Raw genomic sequence first — 19,440 nt, 5'->3', positions numbered from 1 at the left:
GGCCTCGGCGGCCACGGCCCGGCGGCCGGCCTGGGCGCGCTGTTCCGCCAGGGCCTCCTCGGCCGCCTGGGCCGCACGGGTGGCCTCCCGCGCCGCATCGGCGGCGGCCTGCGCCTCCCGCGCGATCCGCTCGGCATCGCGCAGGGTGCGCTGGGTGGGCTGGGCCTGCAGCGGCGCGGCAATGGCGGGGGCCAAAGCCAGGAGTGCTGCCAGGAGCAGGGCTTTTTGTTGGCTCAAGGGAAGGGAGGTCGGGGGAAGGAATTTCCCCACACCCCCTCCTTTCTTTGCGGCGTTTTGGGGGTGCGCGGGACGGGGAGGGCGCCTTCGGGGCGATGCGGGGTGGGGCTGACGGAGGCCCGCTGCGCGGAGGGTGACTGAAAGACTGGTCCAGACATCCGCTGGCTGGAGGCGCGGTCGGAATGTCTCGTGCCAGCCCGGAGGCGGCGCAGGTTCGATGCAGGGATATTTGGCCAATCCGCCGGCAAAACTGGCGCGGAAAGGGCCGCTGCGCCCAACCCGGCAGATTTTTGAAGCAATCCCAGAGAGAGGGTTGTGGAGGGCGGCCGGCTGAGGGCGTGGCAGGAACCTCCCCTGCCAGTGCGGCGCCAGCGCCGGTCCCGTGCCGGGAGGCCGGACCAAGCCGGTGCGGACATCGACGCCCCAGCCAACCCCACAGCGTCCCGAGACCACGTCTGGCTGAACAAAAAGCGAAGAAGAGGGGGTCTAGGGGAGAAGTCATTCTCCCCCGGCCTGAACCTCACCCGTCGAGGCCCCCCCCTCATCTCAAACGGCAGCCCCGATGAGGCTGCGCCCGGTCATCGCCGCCGGTTGCGGCAGGCCCATCAGCGCCAGCAGCGTCGGCGCCACGTCGGCCAGGCGGCCATCGTGCAAAGGCGCGCCGGCGGGGCCGCCCACCAGCACTACCGGCACCGGGTTGGTGGTATGGGCGGTGTGCGGGCCGCCGGTCACCGGGTCGCGCATCAGCTCGGCATTGCCGTGGTCGGCGGTGAACAGCAGGGCGCCACCCTGCGCCTGGATGGCCGCGACGATGCGCGCCAGCCCGGCATCCACTGCTTCGCACGCCTTGATGGCGGCCTGCAGGCTGCCGGTATGGCCAACCATGTCGGCATTGGCGAAGTTCAGGATGATCAGGTCGTACCGGGCCGAATCGATGGCATCCACCGCCTTCTGCGTCAGCTCGGGCGCCGACATCTCCGGCTGTAGGTCATAGGTGGCGACCTTGGGGGAGGGCACCATGACGCGGTCCTCGCCCGGGTAGGGCACTTCCTCGCCGCCGTTGAAGAAGTAGGTGACGTGCGGGTACTTCTCCGTCTCCGCCATCCGCAGCTGCGTCTTGCCGGCGCGGGAGACGACCTCGCCCAGGATGTCCCGCATCGATTGCGGCGCGAACAGCGTGGTCAGGAAGGGATCCAGCGCTGTCGAGTACTGCGTCATGCCGGCGGCGCCGACGAGCTTGGGCATGCCGGCGGAGCCGGCCAGACCTTTGCCGTCGCCACGGTCGAAGCCGGTGAAGGCGGGGTCCAGCAACGCGGCCAGCACCTGCCGCACGCGGTCCGCCCGGAAGTTGAAGCACAGCAGCGCATCGCCGTCCTTCATGCCCGCGTAGTCGCCGATGACGGCGGCGGGGATGAACTCATCCGTCTTGCCGGCGGCGTGCGCGGCCGTGATGGCGGCGGTCGCGGTGGCGGCGTGCTGGCCCTCGGCGCGCACCATCGCGTCCCAGGCCTGCTTCACGCGTTCCCAACGGTTGTCGCGGTCCATGGCGAAGTAGCGGCCGCAGACGGTGGCGATGCGCGCCTGGGGCGGCAGCGCCGGCTCGAACTGCGCCAGGAAGCCCAGGCTGGTGTCGGGACCGGTGTCGCGCCCATCGGTCCAGGCATGGATGGCGACGGGGATACCCGCGGCCGCGAAGATCTTCGCGAGGGCCAGTCCGTGGCGCTGGTGGCTGTGCACGCCGCCACCGGAGAGCAGGCCCATCAGGTGCAGCGTACCGCCGCTGGCCTTCAACTGGCCGATCAGCGCCTGCACCTGCGGGATGGTGGCGAGCGAGCCATCGGCCACCGCCGTGTCGATGCGCGGCAGGTCCTGCATCACCACGCGCCCGGCGCCGAGATTGAGGTGGCCGACTTCCGAATTGCCCATCTGCCCGTCCGGCAGGCCCACATCGTGGCCGCTGGTATGCAGGAAGGCGCGTGGCCCGGCGGCCCACAGCCGGTCGAAACAGGGGGTATTGGCCTGGCGTACCGCGTTGTCCGCCACTTCCTCCCGCCAGCCCCAGCCATCGAGGACGACGAACATGACGGGCTTCGGAACAGGCATGGCGGACTCTCCGGGCGGTGGTGCGTGCGCCAGGGATTAAACCCTGGGGGGCGGGTTTGGCCAGGGGAGGGGGCGTTTTGCGGCCTCGCCGCTCACGCCCGCCACCTTCACAGGGAGCCGGAGAAAGCAGCCTGCCGGCGGACGGGACCGGGATGGACACGGGCAACGAGCCCGAAGCGGCGGGGGCATTCTCGTGCAGTGGGCCTGCTCGGCGCTCCTGCGGCCGCCATGGCCCGGCGGCTGCCCTTCCCCCTGTCAGCCAGGCGGCAGCGCCGCCTTCGGCAGGTGCTCGAACCCCGGGCGGGCCAGCAGGTAGCCCTGGAACAATTCCACTCCGGCCTGTTGCAGCACGCGCAGTTCCGCCAGCGTCTCCACCCCCTCGGCCACCACGGCGATGCCGAGTTCCCGGCACATGGCTGCGGTGTGGCGCAGCATGGTGGCGCGGGCGGGCCGGGTATCGGCATCCCGTACCAGTCCCATATCCAGCTTCACCACGTCCGGCTGGAATTCCGCCAGCAGGCCGAGGCCGGAATAGCCCGCGCCGAAATCGTCGATGGCGGTGCGGAAGCCCATCTGCCGGTAGCTGTTGAGGATGTGCAGCAGGTGCGCCGGGTCCTCCACCCGCTCATTCTCCGTCACTTCGAACATCAGGGCGCCGGTGGGGAACTGGCTGCGGGCGGCGGCCGCCAGGGTGGCCCGGATGCAGGCGCGCGGCTCATACACCGCGTTGGGCAGGAAGTTGATGGACAGCAGCGCCCCCGTCCCCGGCAGGCCGAGCGAGGATGCCAGCTCGATCGCCTTGACGCGGCAGGCCTGGTCGAAGGCATAGCGGTTCTTGGCATTGACCTGCGCCAGCACGCTGCCGGCGCCTTCGCCTTCCGGGCCCCGCACCAGCGCCTCATAGGCGAACACGCCGGGCGCGCCGCCGCCTGGCAGGTGCAGGATTGGCTGGAACGCCATTGAGATCGGGATGCCGGACCCTTCGCCCTGGCGGCAGCCCTGGCACTGCCGGGGCGGGGTGGTCGGTGGCAAGGCGGGACGGCTGTCGAGCGGGCGAACGGAACTCATGCCGTAACAATGCTGCCGCGAAGGTTAAAGCTGCCATAGCAGACACTTTTCTTGCGCTGTCCTGCCGCGCTGTGTCCGCCGTGCCACATTCCGGCCACGGCGTTTCGCCAGCCGATCCTTCTGGAGGGAAGGCTTGGCGATAATGGGACCGAAACGGTGGGCGGCCCGCAATCCAGCAGACTCGGTCTCGCTGGTTGGCACCGTGCTTCAGGGCAGGACCACGAGGCTGGCGAACATCCTGTGGGCGCGGCGCGCCTGGGCGCTACCCGATCCACATCAATCATCTCGACAGTGGGGCCGGGGGATACTTTTTCCCCCGGCGCGCATCTCCCGCCGTCCGGCAGGTCCTCAATCCTCAGGCCTGCTCCGGCCTCTCGGTCAGCCGCATGGCTTGCCAGGTGGCCCAAAGGCCGAGCACCAGCATCAGGCTGAGGATGACGCTGTAGAAGACGCCGCCGGTCTTGGGGATGCCGTGGATCACGAAATCCAGGTTGATCATCAGCAGCAGCAGGTTCACCCCGCTGAACACGCCCCAACTGGCCACCAGCACCGCCGGCCCATGGTCCCGTGCCCGCCAGGCGGCCCAGAACAGCAGGGCGGCGACCGCCAGGTCATCCAACGCCAGCGGGATGAAATGCGCATCTCCCCAGCGCCGCGCGATCTCGCCGCTGGCTACCAGGAAGCCGATCATCACGGCCAGGACTTGCAGCAAGCCTTTCATGCGGGTCGCCTCTCGGACGGAATCGGACACAGCGTCAGCGCAGCGTAGGTCATGCCGTCACGTCACGCCATCACCGGGCCGGTGAGGGCGCGGAGGAACTGCCGCGCATCCTCCGGCCGCAGCGCCAGCAGCAGGCCGCGCTGGCCGGCATTGATGTAGACCCTCTCCTCCGCCATCGCGGTTTCCTCGATCGCGGTAGGAACGGCGCGCTTCTGGCCGAAGGGGCTGATGCCGCCGACATGGTAGCCGGTCAGCCGCTCGGCGGCGTCCGGCTTCATCATCTGCGCGTGCTTGGCGCCGAACAACGCCGCCAGCCGCTTCATGCTGACATCGTGGTTCGCCGGCAGCACGACGCAGACCGGCTTGCCGTCCGCCTCCGCCATCAGCGTCTTCAGCATGACCTGGGGCGCGATGCCCAGCGCGGCGGCGGCGGCCATGCCGATGCTCTCCGCGGCCGGGTCGTAGTCATAGGGATGCAGGGTGAAGGCGATGCCGGCCTTCTGCAGCGCCAGGGTGGCGCGTGTGGTCTTGGACATGGGCTACTCCGCCTCCACCAGACTTCGGCGCCGCGTTGCCGTCAATCCCGTGCGGAAGGGACGCGTGTTCAATACACCCTGGCGAGCCGGATGCGCCCTGCTGGGGTGGCGTTGGCTTGCGAGGAGCCTGCTCTTGGGCGGATCAGGAGTTAGTTGGCTTGGTAAGATCGAGGGGGCGCTGCCCCCTCAAACTCCCCCGGCAGGGGATACGATCCCCTGCACCCGCGATAGTTCGAGGCGGGGCGACGCAGGCCGGGCGGCCGCAATTACGATAAGGATTGTTTACGGTGTCTATCTTCGTCTGGCGCTTCCCCAAACCCGGGTTTCCAAAGGCCTCAGGCCTTTGGCGGGGAGAGTTTGAGAGGGGCAGCGCCCCTCTCAAGGCCACCGAAGCGAACGCCAGCGTCATCTAATCGCCCGACCGCCGGGCAATGCCATCCGCCACCAGCCCGCAGGCGGCCACCGCCAGCAGGATGGCCAGGCCCGGCCACACCGCCGCCATCGGTGCCGCGAACACCGCTTCCTGCGCGTTGGCCAGCATGTTGCCCCAGGACGGCGCCGGTGGCTGGATACCGAGGCCGAGGAAGCTCAGCACGCTCTCCGCCAGGATCGCCCCGGCCACGGCCAGCGAGGTCGCCACGGCAACCGGCGCGGCGATGCCAGGCAGCACGTGCCGGCGTAGCAGCCACAGCTCGGTCACGCCCAGGGCCCGGGCGGCCCGGACATAGTCGGTCGCCAGGACGGAGAGCGTGGCGGCGCGCGCCAGCCGCGCCACGCCGGCCCAGCCGAACACCACCAGGATGACGGTGATGCGCAGCATGTCCGTCCAGGCCTCGCCGCGTGGCAGGCCCAGCTTCGCGGGATCGACGGCCGCCAGCAGCACCAGCAGGGGCAGGGCGGGCAGCGCCAGCAGGCCATCGGCCAGCCGCATCAGCACCGCATCCACCCAGCCGCCGCGCCAGGCGGCCCACATGCCCAGCGCCGTGCCCAGTGCACTGGCCGCCAGCGCCGCCGCCAGGCCCACGGCCAGCGAGACCCGCGCGCCGTATAGCAGCCGCAGCAGGATATCCCGCCCCAGCTCATCCGCCCCCAGCGGGTGGGTGGCGGAGGGCGGCTCGTAACGCGTGAAGAGGTCGGGCTGGAACGGGTCCAGGCCCATCCAGTGTTGCGCCAGCGGCGCGGCCAGCGCGGCCAGTGCCAGCAGGGCGAGGAGGACGAGGCCGATGCGAAGGCGCGTCATGGGTGAAGGCCGGAGGGCTTAAGGCCGCGCCGGCTCCCGGTTGCCCGACGGGTGTGCCGCCCGGCGCGCGAAAGCGGGCCGCCAGCGTCACGCGCGTCGTGCGTCCGCAGGGCCACGGTCCGCACCCGCCTCATCCATCCCCCAGGCGTGGGTCCAGCCAGTGCTGTGCCATGTCGGCGGCCAGGGTGGCCAGCATGGTCACCAGCGCCACCAGCAGCAGCGCCAGCAGGGCGAGGTTGTAGTCATTGCCCATCACCGCATCGAACAGCAGCTTGCCCATGCCGGGCCGGGCGAACACCGTCTCCGTCACCAGCGCGCCGGAGACGAGGCTGCCTGCATCCAGTGCCAGCAGGGTCAGCAGCGGTACCCCGGCATTGGGCAGCGCGTGGCGGAACATCACCTGGCGTTCGGACGCCCCGCGCGCACGGGCGGAGCGGGCCCAGGGCTGGCGCAGGGCCTCGCTGAGCGCGGCGGCGGAATGGCGCGCATAGGCGGCCATCTGCCCGAAAGCGATGGTGGCGACTGGCAGCAGCAGGAAGCTGAGGGCGGATTGCCCTTCCCCCGGCAGGCCACCGGCAGGCAGCCAGCCCAGCTGCACGGCGAACAGGATGATCAGCAGGATGCCCAGCCAGAAGGAAGGCGTGGCCTGCGCCAGCAGCGCCAGCGCATCGACCAGCCGGCCCGCGCGCGGCCGCGCCGCCGCCAGCGCACCCAGCGCTACGCCGGCCACCGCCGCCAGCCCGACCGCCAGTCCGACCAGCACCAGGGTGGAACGCAGCGCTGGCCACAGCACGGCGGTAGCGGGCTGTGCGAACAGGCGGGAATAGCCGAACTCGCCCCGTGCCAGCCCCAGGGCCCAGGCGAGGTATCGCTGCATCAACGGCTGGTCCAACCCGTGCAGCGCGCGCAGGCGGGCCACGTCCTCCGGCGTCAGCCGCGGGTCGGACATCAGGGCGAGGGAGGCCGGGTCCCCCGGCATCAGCCCGATGGCCAGCCACGCAGCCAGCGAGAGCAGCGCCAGGGTCATGACGATCTGTGGCAGCCGGGCCAGCGCCAGCCTCATGCCGGCCGCCGCCCACGCTGGCGGGGGATGCCGTCGGGAACCAGTCCACGAATCCGGTGGCCAAGGAAGCGACCCGTTTTCCGCGCAGCGGCGCGACCTGGGTCTGTGGCTGAGGCTCCCAGCCGGGAAAACGGGGCGCGCGTCTGCGGCAGCCTCTCGGCCACCGGCCAGCCGCCATAGGGCGCGAGAGCGCGATGGCCTGAGGCGGGATCACCGAAAGCCTGAATCATACGACCAGCCAAAGACATGGAGCATTCGGTGTGAACGACTGTGGACGCATCGTGCTCTGGCCTGCCGGGGGCACCCCGCGCCGGGTCCACCCTCCGCTGGCGGCGCCCTGCCTGGCTGCTCATTCCCGCGCCCTCACGGCGCCACCCGCCACTCCGTCACCCACAGGGAAGAATAGTTCTGGTGGCCGGTGGGGCGGACGCCCTGCAGCCAGCGCGGCCAGACATGCGAATCAGCGCGGTGCCACAGCGGCAGGGCGGGCAACTCGGTCGCCACCAGCCGTTGCAACTGGGACCACAGCGGGCGGCGCCTGGCGGGGTCCAGCTCGATCGGCAGTTCCTCGATCAGCCGATCCGCCTCGGCATTGACGAAGCCAGGGTAGTTCTGGCCGGACCAGTTGCGCGCGGCGGTCGGGATCTCGTCACTGTGGAACAGCGTGCGCGGCACGTTTTCCGGGCTGCTGACCCAGGCGAACATCGCCATGCCTGTGAAGCGGCGCTGGCTGACCGTCTCGCCGAAGAAGACGCGGGCGGGCTCGTTGCGGATGCGCGCCTCGGCGCCGATGGCGCGCCACTGCCCGGCCAGGATCTGCTGCACCTGTTCCCGCGCCCGGTTGCCGGCGGTGGTCATCAGGTCGAAGGACAGGCGCTCCCCGGCCGCGTTGCGGCGGATGCCGTCCGGGCCGGGGCGCCAGCCGGCTTCCTCCAGCAAGGCCTTGGCGCGGGCGGGGTCGTAGGGCCAGGCGGGTGCTTCGGCGTCATACATCGGGTCGTCCGGATGCACGTTGCCCAGCGCCACCGGCTGCCGCCCGTCATACAGCCGGGCGACGATCTGCGCCCGGTCCGCCCCCATCAGCAGCGCCTGGCGCACGCGGCGGTCGGCCAGCACCGGGTTGTCCAGCCGCAGGTCGATATGCTCGTAGGTCAGGCCGGGGCGGTAGTTGAAGCGGAAGCGCTCGCCCGTGCGCTTCTCCAGCGCCACCGCCTGTTCCAGCGGCAGGCCCATCTCGCCGGCCACCATGTCCACCTGTCCGGCCAGCAACTGGGCCTCCATGGCGGCGGTGTTCTCCACCGTGCGGATGTTGATGCGGTTGAAGGCGGGGGCGGGGCCGGCCCAGTGCGCGTTGCGCTCCAGCGTCACGCCCGCGCCGGGCTGGGTGGCGGCGATGCGGTAGGGGCCGTTGTACAGCGCCGGGTTCGTCGTCCCCGTCTCATAGGTGCTGCGGTTCCGGTAATTGGCGCGGTCGGCTTCCCAGATCGGCCGTTCGATGCGCGCGGGCAGCGGCTGGAACTGGCCGAGCCCGGCGAAATCGAAGGTCACCTTGTCGAAGCGGATGGTGAAGCGCCGCGCATCCTCGGCGATGAACTCGTAGGCGGAGCGATAGGTCTCCGCCGGGCCGAAGCCGGTCTCGAAGGCGCGGCCGGCTTCCCAGGCGAAGCGCATGTCCTCCGCTGTCACAGGGGTGCCGTCGCCCCAGGCGAGGCCTTCCCGCAGCGTCCAGGTGATGCGGATGCCGGGCTTTCCGTCCGGCGTGTTCTCCAGCACCGCCTGGCCGTTCTCCAGGCTCGGCAGCTCGGTGCAGGAGAGGCAGGTGAGCTTCCAGGCATCGTCATAGGCGGTGACGGGCCGAAGCGCGAAGCCGAGGATATAGGCCTTGGCGGCCATGTTCTCGATATTCGGGTGGAAGTTGCCCGGGTACTGAGTGATGCCGATGGTCAGGCTGTCCCGCCCGCCCGCATTCTGCGCGGCGGCGGGAAGGGCAAGGAGCGAGAGGATGGCGGCGAGGACAGCATGGCGCATGCCGCGGATGATGCCGGTCCGCGGCGCGGCGCGGTAGGGCGAAAGCCACGCCTCACGCCGTTTCGCGCGCGGGTCAGCCTGTCCTGCCGGCACGGAGGATTGAAGGGCGAGGGGCGGTGCCCCTGGCTAGGCTCGGGCCTTCTCGCTCCCGCCTTCACAGGATGACTTGCCGCATGCGCCTTTTCTCCCGCCGCCTCGCACCCCTCCTGGTGGCCCTGGCCTGGCTGACGCTGGGCCCTGGCCTGATGGCGCAGCCGCTGCCGCAGCAGCTGGGCAGCTTCCAGAGCACCGGCGAGTTCACCGATTTCGAGCAGCAGCCAGGCGGCGCGGGCCTCGGCGTCTCCATGGGCTACGCCCGCAAGGACGGTGCCCGCGCCACGCTGTACCTGTACGACCGGGGCCGCCGCCGCGCGCCGGAAGGCGGCCAGAACCCGGACCTGCCGGCCGAACTGGCGCAAACGGTGCGGGAACTGACCGCCGCCATCAACCAGGGCTACTACACCGCCGTGACGCCGGCGGAGACCAACCTGCTGATCACCGGCAACGGCAACTACCCCGGCATCCGGTGCAGTAATTTCCGCCTGACGCGCAATGACGGCCGCCAGACCGGGGAGAGCGTCTGCGTCACGGTTCTGGCGGGCCGCTTCGTGAAGGCGCGCGTCAGCCTGCGCCAGTCCGACGACGTGCAGCAGGCGACCTTCGCGGCCATCGAGCTGATGGTGGAAATGCAACTCCGCGCTGCCCGCGGCGGGTGATGGTCGGCACGGCTGGTCGCGCCAGCCTTTCGCGGCAGATCGTCGTTGTAGATTGAGTGAGGAAAGGCCGGGGAAGAATTCCCCAGGCCCCTTCTTCTTCTTGTAATTTGGGGGTGCTCTGGGTGGCGTGCCACCGGCTTTGTAAGCAAGCTCGGCACAGTGGCCTTCGGCTGATGGTTCAGCCCGCGTAGCCCCTGAACATCATCAAGTCGCCGACTTTCCCCGTCTGGCACAAACCCAAAACCGCAGAAAAAAGATGGGGTCCAGGGAATTCCTTCCCCTGGCCTTGTCTTCCCATCGTCCTTTAGTTCGCCGCCGGCAGCAGCTTGCGGAAATCCGCGTCCAGCGAGGCCAGTGCGGTGGCGATGCGCGCGCGGTGTTCGCTGACCCAGCCGTTCTGCTGCGCCACGGCCGCGTCCGCCGCCGCCAGCATCCGCTGCATCTCGGCCGGCTGCGGCCCGCCGCTGGTGGCGCGGGCGCGGATGATGGCCACCGGGTCCAGCGCCGCGCGGAACTCGGCTTCGCTGATGGGCAGCGGGCCGCCTTCCACTTTCATCTCCTGTAATGTCTGGGCGTAGATTCGCTGCGCCTCGGCATAGGGGAAGTCGGTGGGGCGGATGTCGTGGTCCTTGGCGTAGTCGACGATCTCGGAGGCGAAGTGGTGGCCGACGCGGAAGGGCAGGCGGTACTGGCGCATCAGCAGGTCGGCCAGTTCCTGCGACGCCGTCCAGTCGCTGTTCAGCTCTTCCAGCGCCCGCTCGGGGCTGACGACCAGCGCGCCGAGGATCTTGTCCCAGTTCTGCAGCATGCGGAGGGTGGCGGTCACCATCGCCGTGTTGTCCCGCACGCTCTTGGGGTCGGACATGCCGGGGGTGATATTGTGCGCCTGCAGGACACGGCCGGTGGCCAGGGTGATGACGGTGGAGGCCTGGCTGCGCGTGTCGTTCAGCAGGCCCGGGTTGCGCTTCTGCGGCATGGCGCTGGAGACATAGGTGTTGCCGCCGCCTTCCTGCAGCAGCATCCATGGCCGTGGTTGCGCATACTGCGTCATGATGTCCTGGATGAAGGCGCCGGCATGCAGGGCGATGCTGGTGACGACGGCGCCCACTTCCACCGGCTGCTCGGCCGAGGAGATCTGCCCGGCGTCATAGGCATTGTCGACCAATGCGGCGAAGCCGAGATACTGCGCCATGCGCTGCCGGTTCAGCGGCCAGCTGGTGCCGTTCAGCACCGTGGTGCCCATGGGGGAGCGGTCGACGCGCGCGAAGGTCTCGCGGATACGGTCCGCATCCCGCTGCAGGCCAGCGGCGTGGCCCAGCAGGTAATGGCCGAAGCTGTTGGGCTGCGCGGCGACGCCATTGGTGTAGTTGGGCACGATGGTGCCTTCATGCTGCCGGGCCAGCCGCAGCAGCGTGGCGGTGGTCCTGTTCAGCTGGTCGGCCAGCGTCAGCAGATCATCGCGGATGATGGCGGCGCGGTAGGTGGCGTGCATGTCCTGGCTGGAACGGCCGGCATGCAACAGCGTGGCCTCCACGCCTGCGGCCTGGATCAACAGCGGCTCGAAGGTGATGACGGTGGAGGGGCGGCGCCCGCCCGGCTGGGCGCCGGCGCGCAGCACAGTGTCCAGCCCCGCGGCGATGCGCGGTGCCATGCCGCGCTCCAGCAGGCCTTCATCGGTGTTGATGACCGCCGTGGCCTTGTTGATCTCGCCCAGCCAGAAGAACTCGTCCCGCAGTGGTGCCGGCTGGGCCAGGGCGGGCAGGGCACAGGCGGAGAGGATGAGCGCGCCGATTCCGGCCTTGATTCGGGACATGGTTCCTCCGTTTGTCGCAGTTCCTGCCGGGGAGGATAGGCGCCGGGCGGCATATCTGGCCATCCGGCGGCGGAGATGCGGGCGGTGTTCGTGTGGTCGCCGGGGCATGCATACACGGAAGGGGGCCAGCTGCCCGCCGCCATGGCGTGCCGCGCGCGGCCTGAAGCACACGGGACCCGTGCCTTGCCTGGCAGCGCCGCCCCGCCCTGCCGGAGGCGCCCGGGCCCTACGAAAAAGGCCGGGGAATGATCCCCGGCCCTCGCTTCCGCCAAGCGCTGGAGAAAGACTTATTCCGCCAGGCCGAGCTGCTCCAGGAAGGCGGTGCCCTTCCGCAGCGTCGTCGCGTCCCGTACTTCCAGGATCAGGCGCGGGTTGGAGCCGAGGCGGGACAGGGCGGCGAAGACCGCCTGCCAGCGGATGGTGCCCTCGCCCGGGTTCCAGTGCCGGTCGGCATAGCCGTCCGCGTCCTGCAGGTGCACGTGGTTCAGCGCGTCGCCGGCCGCATGGACGTAGTAGTCCACCGGCGGCGCCGCCAGGCTGCCATGGGCGTAGTGGGCGTGGCCGGTATCGATGGAGACCTTCACCGCCGGGCTGTTGAAGGACGCCGCCAGGGCGACGCGCGCATGCGGGTCCCGGTCCTCGATATTCTCGATCACCAGCACCACGCCGCTTTCCGCCGCGCGGGTGACGGCGTCGCGCAGCGTCTGGTGCGTGCGCTCCAGCAACTCGTCCCGGCCGTGGCGGCTGTTGTCCAGGTTGTTGTAGTCCCAGGCGGTGTAGGGGGAGTGGATGACCATCTGCGTGGCACCCAGCGCGGCGCAGGCATCCAGCCCCTGCAGCAGCCGGCGGGTAACGATGGCGCGGATGGCCGGGTCATGCGAATCCAGCTTGAAGCCCCAGAAGGGGCCATGCAGGCCCAGCCGGCCGGTATGGCCATCCAGCAGCTTCCGCGTCTCCTCCACCAGCGGGCGCCAGTCGCCCTCCAGCGTCTCGGCGGTGTGGAAATCCTGCAATTCCAGGTCGCGCTGCTTCTCCAGCAGCCAGTCGCGGTGCTGGCGGATGCCGGCCAGCTTCAGCGCGGCACCCAGGATGGGGCGGTAGGTTTGGGACATGCGTGTCTCCTCCAGGCCGGGCGGCGGGAGGCAGCCCCGGGCGGCGGAGGGCTTAAGGCAGGGATGCTGCGGTTCTGTTGCAGGCTGGCGAACAAGCCGTGACGGGGCGCTGCCGCAACGACCGGCTTGATGCGGCGGCGCTGTGCGGGCAACCCTGGGTGCGCAAAATGCCACGCTTCGGCCGCGGCCGTAGCATCGTGGCGCGGCAGCATGGCACCCCGGTGTCGCCGCAGCAGAGAGACACCGCCCGATGCCCCGCTCGACCCACGCCATCCAACCGCCGGCCGCATGATGCGGAACGCCTTCTTCGGCTGGCACGTCGTCGGCGCCGCCTTCGTCATCGCGGTGTTCGCCTGGGGCATCGGCTTCTATGGGCCGCCGATCTTCCTGAAGACGTTGCATGCCACGCGGGGCTGGCCGGTCTCGCTGGTCTCGGCCGCCATCACCGCGCATTTCCTGCTGGGGGCGGTGGTGGTCGCCAACCTGGCCGCGTTGCACCGGCGCTTTGGCCTGGCGAGGGTCACGCAGGCGGGGGCGGTGCTCACCGCGCTCGGCCTGCTGGGCTGGGCCTTCGCCAGCCAGCCCTGGCAGTTGTTCCTGGCTACGCCCTTCAGCGCCACCGGCTGGGCACTCACCAGCGGTGCGGCACTGAATGCCATGGTCTCCCCCTGGTTCCACCGCCGGCGGCCGGCGGCGCTCGGCATGGCCTTCAACGGGGCCAGCCTGGGCGGCGTGGTGTTCTCCCCGCTCTGGGTCGCGCTCATCGCGGCGCTGGGCTTCGGTGGCGCGGCGCTGCTGGTCGCCGCCATCGTGACGGTGGCGGTCTGGCTGCTCGCCGCCCGCTACCTGCGGCAGACCCCCGCGCTGCTCGGCCTGGCGCCGGATGGCGAGGCCGCGCCCAGCCCCTCCAACCCCGCCCGCCCGGCCGCTGCCGCTGCCGCTGCCCACCCGCTGGCCTCCCCCTGGCGGGACCGTCGCTTCCTCACCCTGGCCGGCGCGGCCACGCTGGGGCTCTTCGCACAGATCGGCCTGGTGGCTCACCTGTTCTCACTGCTCGCCCCCCGCCTGGGCGAGGCCGGCGCCGGCCTCACCATGGGCGCCGCCACCGCCTGCGCCATCGCCGGGCGCAGCATCGTCGCCCGGCTGATGCCGCCCGGCACGGACCGCCGCAGCGTCGCCGCCGCCAATGTCGGCCTGCAGGCCGCCGGCTCCCTCGTGCTGCTGTTCGCCGGTCCGTCCGTGCCCATGCTGCTGCTGGGCTGCGGCCTGTTCGGTCTGGGGTTGGGCAACGTCACTTCCCTGCCGCCGTTGATCGCCCAGGCGGAATTCCGGCCCGCCGATGTCGGCCGCGTCGTCGCCCTGGTCACCGCCATCAGCCAGGCCGGCTACGCCTTCGCCCCCGCCGCTTTCGGCCTGTTGCGCGAACCCTTCCTCGCCACGCTGATGCCTGGCCCGGGGCCGGCGCCGCTGGTGTTCCTGGCGGCATTCGTGACGCAGGTGGCAGCGGCCTGCGTGGTGCTGGCTGGCCGGCGCGTCAGGGGGCGGGTGCTGGTGGCGCCGGGTTGAGGGCGGACGGTTCCGGGGGCGCCGGCCGAGGAAGAAAGGCCGGGGAAGGAATTCCCCGGACCTCTTCTTTTCTTTCTGCGAGTTCAGCGTCGTGCCTCAGGACTGAGAGCGGGCGCTGCTTGATGATTTAAATATGAGGACACACGGGCTGAACCGTCAGTCGCCCGAGGTCATGGACCTCTGGCGCACCCATCCGTCCTTCAGGCCCAACCCCTCAACAGCCACAGCCGGAAAACTCGAAAAGATAAAAGAAGGGGCCCGGGGATTCCTTCCCCGGCCTTCCTCTATTTTCCGAGTAACAGACGCCCCTCTCAGGCTCCGTTCGCCACCGCCTCAGCCAAGGCACGTCCCACATCCTCGGTCCCCGCCTGGCCGCCTAGGTCGCGGGTACGCGGGCCGCCTTCCGCCAGGTGGGTTTCGATGGCGCGCAGGATGGCGTCGGCGGCGTCCTTCTCGCCCAGGTGTTCCAGCATCATCGCGCCGGACCAGATCTGGCCGATCGGGTTGCAGATGAACTTGCCGGCGATGTCGGGCGCCGAGCCGTGCACCGGCTCGAACATGCTCGGATACACCTTCTCCGGGTTGATGTTGGCGGAGGGGGCGATGCCGATGGAGCCGGCCACGGCCGGGCCGAGGTCGGAAAGGATGTCCCCGAACAGGTTGGAGCCGACGACGACGTCGAACCAATCCGGATGCTGCACGAAGTGGGCGCAGAGGATGTCGATATGGAACTGGTCCGTGGTGATGCCCGGGTAGTTCTTGGCCATCTCGGCGAAGCGCTCGTCCCAATACGGCATGGTGAAGGTGATGCCGTTGGACTTGGTGGCGCTGGTGACCTTCTTGCGCGGGCGCGTCTGCGCCAGCTCGAACGCATACTTCATCACGCGGTCGACGCCGTGGCGGGTGAAGACGCTGTCCTGCGTGACGAACTCACGCGGCGTGCCCGGGAACATGCGGCCGCCGGAGGAGGAGTATTCACCCTCCGTATTCTCCCGCACCACGTAGAAGTCGATGTCCTTCGGGCCACGGTTCGCGAGCGGCGAGGTGGTGCCCGGCATCAGCTTGCACGGGCGCAGGCTGATATACTGGTCGAAGCTGCGCCGGATGGGGATCAACAGGCCCCACAGGGAGATGTGGTCCGGCACGCCGGGCCAGCCGACGGCGCCGAGGAAGATGCTGTCGCTCTTGGCCAGCTGGTCCAGGCCATCCTCCGGCATCATGCGGCCGGTCTGGGCATAGGTTTCGCAGGACCAGTCGTAATGGTCCAGCTGCAGGTCGAAGCCGAAGCGCCGTGCGGCCGCGTCCAGCACGCGCAGGCCCTCGGGCACCGTTTCCTTGCCGATGCCGTCCCCGGGTACGACGGCGATGCGATGGGTGCGGGACATGCGGAGCTTTCCTTCCTGCCTTGGGGCTTGCCCTGTCTGGCCTCAGGCGGCCGGAAGGGCAAGCCCGCCGCTTCAGACCAGCTCGGCCGCGAACTGGATGCCGTAGCGGGATGGGTCGTCGTTGTTGATCCAGCTTTGGGTCAGCAGCAGGTGCTCCCGGCTCTCGGAGATGCCGCTGACCACCGTCATCACCGACTCCGGGGTGTCGGCGGCGAGGATGCCGGTCCAGAAGGCCAGCCCGTCGGCATCGGCCTGGCGGCCCAGCGCCTGCTGGTAGAGCAGCTCCACGATCTGGTCGGGTTCCGGACCCTCATCGCCGAAGCGCTGCAGGATTTCCGGGGAGGTGAGCATGGAGTTGCCAATCTGGCCGAGCTCCATCCCCGCCGCTTTCTGCTGGCCCCAGAACATCATGCCGTCCACATCCGGCCGGCGGCCCAGCACGGTGTCGTAAAGCCGGGCGATCTGCGCCGCGCCCTCGTCCAGCGTCCAGATACCGGCGGCGACGGTGTCCGCGGTCGCTACGCGCTGCTCGGCGCTGTCGGCGAAGTAGAGCAGCACGGTGGGCCGATCCATTCCGGCGTCGAGCTGGCCGGTCCAGAACTGCTGTTCCTCCACCGAGGCGGCGGTGCCGCGCATATTGGCGTAGAGCAGATCGACGAAGGCGGCGTTGCTGGTGTCGCCGCCGAGGGAAGCGGTGAACTCCCGGCTCTGGACAAACAGGAAAGCGGCCTCGATGGCGTCCATGCCGCCGTTCAGCGCCTGGATCCAGAATTGCTGGCCGGAGCCTTCGGCGGCGCGGCCGAACGCGGCGTCATAGAGCCGCAGCGTCACCGCCGCGTTGCTGTCCGCCGTGAAGTCCAGCGAGCCATCGGCCAGCCAGATCCGCTCGATGCTGATGAGGTCGGCTTCCGCCAGGCCGCGTACCGCGATGTCGCTACCCGCGGACGCCACGGTGACGGCCTGCAGGTTGGCGTGCAGGCGGGCGGAGTCGAAGCCCGCGCCGCCATCCAGCGTGTCGAACCCACGGCCGCCGACCAGCAGGTCGTCGCCAGCGCCGCCGGAGAGGCGGTTGCCGGCATCGTTGGCGATCAGCACGTCACGGCCGCTGCCGCCAATGGCTTCCTGGATCAGCGTGCCATAGGCGATGGCGATGTTGCCACGCAGCCCGGCGATGCTGCTGAAGGCGCCGTCATGCAGGTCGATCACCGCATCCTGCGCGAAGCCGGAGGCATCGAGCGTGTTGAAGCCGCCGGTGTCGTAGATCGCCATGATCGGATGCTGGTTCACGGCGAAGTCGTAGACCTCGCGGTCGGCGGTGCTGTTGAAGCCGTAAACGGTATCGCCAGCCCGGGTCGTGGTGTTGGCGCCATAGAGTCGCTGGATGGTGTAGATATCGTAGAGCGCGGGCGCGATGGCGGACCACCGGTCATAATCCGCCCCGGTTTCCGTGGCCGAGACGTAGGACATGATCGTGTATTGCCGGGAATCGGTCCGCAGCACCGAGTCCTCCGGGTTGTTCGTGCCGTTGTAGTAGCCGGCATGGCCGAGCCCGAGGCTGTGGCCGATCTCGTGCATGACGGTGGTGAAGCCGTACTCGCCCTGCGTCACCAGGTCCTGCCAGCCAGGGGTCTGCGTATCGATCGAGACGATGTTGCTGGCGATGCGGCGCAGCAGCGGGTCCGCGGGGTCCACCTCGCCGAGGAAGGAGCCGGAATGGGCGGAATCCACCTCGTTCTTGATGAAGGCGATCTGTCCGCCATCGGCGACCTGGGTGAAGGAGATGTTGGCCAGGTCGGACCACAGGGAGAAGGCCAGGCTGGCGGATTGCCGCTCCTCCGCGCTCCACTGCTCGTTGAAGCTGTAGGTCACGGTGCTGCCCGGCTCCCACCGCCGGCCTGGCTCGTTGCCGCTGGCCCAGCTTTCCTGGATCAGGAAGTCGGCCATCTGAGCCGGGGTGCCAGAGAGCTTGGGCATAGCGAATGTTCCTCAGACCGGGGGGTAGGCCGACGATTCGGCTCACGTTCCGTTGATCAGAAGGAAATTACATTTCGCTTAGGTGCTCAAGCCGGGGCGAGTGCCATTGTGCGGATCTTGATGGCGACCCGGCCACTTTCATCCAGTGGCTGGTGTCGCGTGGCCTCCGCCGCCCGTGCCAGCGGCCAGGCCATCCCGGCCGCGTAGAGGCTGGCGGCGAGGGCGGCGTGGCGGCCCGGCTCCTCGCTGACCACCAGCACGGGCGCGCTGGTACCGCAGGCTTCGGAGAGCATGGAGACGCTGTCCCCCGTCACGGCGATGACATCCGCCCAGGCCAGGAAGCCCGCATAGGGGTTGGGGCCGGACTGGCCCCAGCGGAACAGCCGGTGCGGCGTGCCGGCTAGGTCGGCGGCGATGCGGTCCGCGGCGGCTTCCCCGGTGCGGCGGCTGGTGCTGGCCAGGATGGTGGCGCCGGGGAAGTGCCGCCGCAATGCCGGCACCAGGGTGGCGGCGGTGGCCATGTCCAGCCCTTCGCCACGCACCCGGCCGCCGACCATCAGCGCCACGCGTGGCCCGGGCAGCGCGCCCAGTTCCGCCCACTCCGCCCTGGCGGCCGCCAGCCGGGCCGGGGACATGCGGCTGGCGGCGCCGAGGATCGGCAGGACGTTGGGCGCCGGGCGGGGCCGGTCATGCCGGCCGATCACCAGCAGGTCGAAGCGCCCGGCGCCGAAGCCGGGCCGCATGCAGTGCACCGTGCGGGCGCCGTGCCGGCCCAGCCACAGCGCCACCGGCGCCGCCCGCCGCCCCGCCGAGATCACCAGCCGTGGCCAGGGTGGTGCGAAGCAGGCCCGTGCCGCCGGCGTCAGCCCGGCCAGGCTGGGCCACGGCCACGGCAGCGCCGCCAGCCGGCCCCATTGCAGCGCCACGGTGCGGAAGGGCACGTCCAGTCGCTCCGCGATGCCCAGCGCCTGGGCCGCCGTACCGGCGCGCGGGTCCGCCAGAACCCAGACAGGCGGGTTCGTCATGGACGTTGCAGCGCCCGGGCGTTACGAACCGCGCCAGAAGGAGAGCTCTTTGCCATGACCGCCACGCATCTTTCCGATTGGGACCGCGACGCCGCGCTCACCACCGCCCGTATCCTGTTGGAGATCAAGGCGGTCAACTTCCGGCCCGAGGAGCCCTACACCTATACCAGCGGCTGGAAGAGCCCGGTCTATATCGACTGCCGCAAGATCATCTCCTTCCCGCGCGCCCGCACCCGCATCTGCGACCTGGCTGTCGAGAAGATCAACCGCCACATCGGCTTCGAGTCGATCGAGGCCGTGACGGGTGGCGAGACCGCCGGCATCCCCTACGCCGCCTGGATCGCCGACCGCATGAACGCGCCGATGTCCTATGTGCGCAAGAAGCCCAAGGGCTTCGGGAAGAACGCGCAGATCGAGGGCGACGTGCCCGAGGGCAAGAAGACCCTGCTGGTCGAGGACCTGACCACGGACGGCGGCAGCAAGATCCGCTTCGCGCAGGCCATGCGCGATGCCGGCGTGATCGTGGACCACACCTTCGTGGTGTTCTTCTACGGCGTGTTCCCGGGCGCGCAGGAGAAGCTGGCGGCGATCAACCTGAACCTGCTGCACCTGGCCACCTGGTGGGACGTCCTGGAGGTGTGCCGCGAGCGCCCCTACTTCTCTGAGCCCGCGCTGAAGGAAGTGCGGAAGTTCCTGGAAGATCCCGTCAGCTGGTCCCGCGACCGTGGCGGCGTGGCGAGCATGGAAGAGGCCGAGGCCTACAAGGCGAAGGCCGGCTGAGACAGCCCGGCGGGCCGAAGCGACCGAGGGTCAC

The 19,440-nt window shown here is 69.9% G+C and carries 16 protein-coding genes; 3 read left to right on the top strand and 13 right to left on the bottom strand.

The features are described from left to right. From IBL26_RS08975 to IBL26_RS08940, 8 genes are all read right to left on the bottom strand, one after another. Positions 1–195, bottom strand: a 195-nt coding sequence (locus tag IBL26_RS08975) for a hypothetical protein (protein ID WP_206684176.1), incomplete at its 3' end; no start/stop codon positions are given. A 588-nt stretch (positions 196–783) separates the two neighbouring features. Continuing rightward, positions 784–2,340 carry a 2,3-bisphosphoglycerate-independent phosphoglycerate mutase gene (gpmI, locus tag IBL26_RS08970; protein ID WP_187784132.1) on the bottom strand — a complete coding sequence of 519 codons (1,557 nt, stop codon included), beginning with the start codon at positions 2,338–2,340 and terminating at the stop codon, positions 784–786. Between the two features lie 255 nt (positions 2,341–2,595). Beyond that, positions 2,596–3,408 carry an EAL domain-containing protein gene (locus IBL26_RS08965; protein ID WP_187784131.1) on the bottom strand — a complete coding sequence of 271 codons (813 nt, stop codon included), beginning with the start codon at positions 3,406–3,408 and terminating at the stop codon, positions 2,596–2,598. A 355-nt stretch (positions 3,409–3,763) separates the two neighbouring features. Further along, complete coding sequence (locus tag IBL26_RS08960; RefSeq protein WP_187784130.1) at positions 3,764–4,129, bottom strand: hypothetical protein; 366 nt, start codon at positions 4,127–4,129, stop codon at positions 3,764–3,766. A 62-nt stretch (positions 4,130–4,191) separates the two neighbouring features. Beyond that, positions 4,192–4,665, bottom strand: coding sequence for a Cys-tRNA(Pro) deacylase (ybaK, locus tag IBL26_RS08955; protein ID WP_187784129.1), 474 nt, complete (start codon positions 4,663–4,665; stop codon positions 4,192–4,194). Between the two features lie 409 nt (positions 4,666–5,074). Continuing rightward, positions 5,075–5,905 carry an ABC transporter permease gene (locus IBL26_RS08950; RefSeq protein WP_187784128.1) on the bottom strand — a complete coding sequence of 277 codons (831 nt, stop codon included), beginning with the start codon at positions 5,903–5,905 and terminating at the stop codon, positions 5,075–5,077. Positions 5,906–6,035: 130 nt separating this feature from the next. Next, positions 6,036–6,968, bottom strand: coding sequence for an ABC transporter permease (locus tag IBL26_RS08945; protein ID WP_187784127.1), 933 nt, complete (start codon positions 6,966–6,968; stop codon positions 6,036–6,038). Positions 6,969–7,331: 363 nt separating this feature from the next. Beyond that, positions 7,332–8,996 carry a peptide ABC transporter substrate-binding protein gene (locus tag IBL26_RS08940; RefSeq protein ID WP_187784126.1) on the bottom strand — a complete coding sequence of 555 codons (1,665 nt, stop codon included), beginning with the start codon at positions 8,994–8,996 and terminating at the stop codon, positions 7,332–7,334. Between the two features lie 173 nt (positions 8,997–9,169). Here IBL26_RS08940 and IBL26_RS08935 point away from each other — a divergent pair, with 173 nt between their 5' ends. After that, positions 9,170–9,751, top strand: coding sequence for a hypothetical protein (locus IBL26_RS08935; protein ID WP_187784125.1), 582 nt, complete (start codon positions 9,170–9,172; stop codon positions 9,749–9,751). A gap of 304 nt (positions 9,752–10,055) precedes the next feature. Here the strand turns inward: IBL26_RS08935 and IBL26_RS08930 are convergent, their stop codons facing one another. Then, positions 10,056–11,564, bottom strand: a complete 1,509-nt coding sequence (locus tag IBL26_RS08930; RefSeq protein ID WP_187784124.1) for a lyase family protein — start codon at positions 11,562–11,564, stop codon at positions 10,056–10,058. Between the two features lie 287 nt (positions 11,565–11,851). Beyond that, positions 11,852–12,676 carry a sugar phosphate isomerase/epimerase family protein gene (locus tag IBL26_RS08925; RefSeq protein ID WP_187784123.1) on the bottom strand — a complete coding sequence of 275 codons (825 nt, stop codon included), beginning with the start codon at positions 12,674–12,676 and terminating at the stop codon, positions 11,852–11,854. Between the two features lie 288 nt (positions 12,677–12,964). On the opposite strand from IBL26_RS08925, the gene IBL26_RS08920 reads away from it, so the two are divergent. Then, positions 12,965–14,242, top strand: a complete 1,278-nt coding sequence (locus IBL26_RS08920; protein WP_187784122.1) for an MFS transporter — start codon at positions 12,965–12,967, stop codon at positions 14,240–14,242. 311 nt (positions 14,243–14,553) lie between these two features. Here the strand turns inward: IBL26_RS08920 and IBL26_RS08915 are convergent, their stop codons facing one another. From IBL26_RS08915 to IBL26_RS08905, 3 genes are all read right to left on the bottom strand, one after another. Beyond that, positions 14,554–15,627, bottom strand: a complete 1,074-nt coding sequence (locus IBL26_RS08915) for a tartrate dehydrogenase (protein ID WP_187784121.1) — start codon at positions 15,625–15,627, stop codon at positions 14,554–14,556. Between the two features lie 72 nt (positions 15,628–15,699). Continuing rightward, on the bottom strand, positions 15,700–17,601 hold the full coding sequence (locus IBL26_RS25885; protein WP_187784120.1) for a DUF4214 domain-containing protein: 1,902 nt from the start codon (positions 17,599–17,601) through the stop codon (positions 15,700–15,702). Positions 17,602–17,687: 86 nt separating this feature from the next. Further along, positions 17,688–18,626 carry a mitochondrial fission ELM1 family protein gene (locus tag IBL26_RS08905; protein ID WP_187784119.1) on the bottom strand — a complete coding sequence of 313 codons (939 nt, stop codon included), beginning with the start codon at positions 18,624–18,626 and terminating at the stop codon, positions 17,688–17,690. 54 nt (positions 18,627–18,680) lie between these two features. Here IBL26_RS08905 and IBL26_RS08900 point away from each other — a divergent pair, with 54 nt between their 5' ends. Further along, positions 18,681–19,406: an orotate phosphoribosyltransferase gene (locus IBL26_RS08900; protein ID WP_187784118.1), complete on the top strand. Its 726-nt coding sequence runs from the start codon at positions 18,681–18,683 to the stop codon at positions 19,404–19,406. Positions 19,407–19,440: the final 34 nt, after the last annotated feature.

The organism is Teichococcus aerophilus, from assembly GCF_014490485.1.
In the GTDB taxonomy this organism is placed as follows: Bacteria; Pseudomonadota; Alphaproteobacteria; order Acetobacterales; family Acetobacteraceae; genus Pseudoroseomonas; species Pseudoroseomonas aerophila.
This window is presented reverse-complemented; position numbering and strand designations above follow the sequence as displayed.

Bases quoted from the DNA above. Each gene is read 5' to 3' on its own strand.
- IBL26_RS08930 (WP_187784124.1), bottom strand. From the start codon at position 11,564: ATGTCCCGAATCAAGGCCGGAATCGGCGCGCTCATCCTCTCCGCCTGT.
- IBL26_RS08940 (WP_187784126.1), bottom strand. From the start codon at position 8,996: ATGCGCCATGCTGTCCTCGCCGCCATCCTCTCGCTCCTTGCCCTTCCC.
- IBL26_RS25885 (WP_187784120.1), bottom strand. From the start codon at position 17,601: ATGCCCAAGCTCTCTGGCACCCCGGCTCAGATGGCCGACTTCCTGATC.
- IBL26_RS08950 (WP_187784128.1), bottom strand. From the start codon at position 5,905: ATGACGCGCCTTCGCATCGGCCTCGTCCTCCTCGCCCTGCTGGCACTG.
- IBL26_RS08960 (WP_187784130.1), bottom strand. From the start codon at position 4,129: ATGAAAGGCTTGCTGCAAGTCCTGGCCGTGATGATCGGCTTCCTGGTA.
- IBL26_RS08965 (WP_187784131.1), bottom strand. From the start codon at position 3,408: ATGAGTTCCGTTCGCCCGCTCGACAGCCGTCCCGCCTTGCCACCGACC.
- IBL26_RS08905 (WP_187784119.1), bottom strand. From the start codon at position 18,626: ATGACGAACCCGCCTGTCTGGGTTCTGGCGGACCCGCGCGCCGGTACG.
- IBL26_RS08915 (WP_187784121.1), bottom strand. From the start codon at position 15,627: ATGTCCCGCACCCATCGCATCGCCGTCGTACCCGGGGACGGCATCGGC.
- gpmI (WP_187784132.1), bottom strand. From the start codon at position 2,340: ATGCCTGTTCCGAAGCCCGTCATGTTCGTCGTCCTCGATGGCTGGGGC.
- IBL26_RS08935 (WP_187784125.1), top strand. From the start codon at position 9,170: ATGCGCCTTTTCTCCCGCCGCCTCGCACCCCTCCTGGTGGCCCTGGCC.
- IBL26_RS08945 (WP_187784127.1), bottom strand. From the start codon at position 6,968: ATGAGGCTGGCGCTGGCCCGGCTGCCACAGATCGTCATGACCCTGGCG.
- IBL26_RS08925 (WP_187784123.1), bottom strand. From the start codon at position 12,676: ATGTCCCAAACCTACCGCCCCATCCTGGGTGCCGCGCTGAAGCTGGCC.
- IBL26_RS08900 (WP_187784118.1), top strand. From the start codon at position 18,681: ATGACCGCCACGCATCTTTCCGATTGGGACCGCGACGCCGCGCTCACC.
- IBL26_RS08920 (WP_187784122.1), top strand. From the start codon at position 12,965: ATGATGCGGAACGCCTTCTTCGGCTGGCACGTCGTCGGCGCCGCCTTC.
- ybaK (WP_187784129.1), bottom strand. From the start codon at position 4,665: ATGTCCAAGACCACACGCGCCACCCTGGCGCTGCAGAAGGCCGGCATC.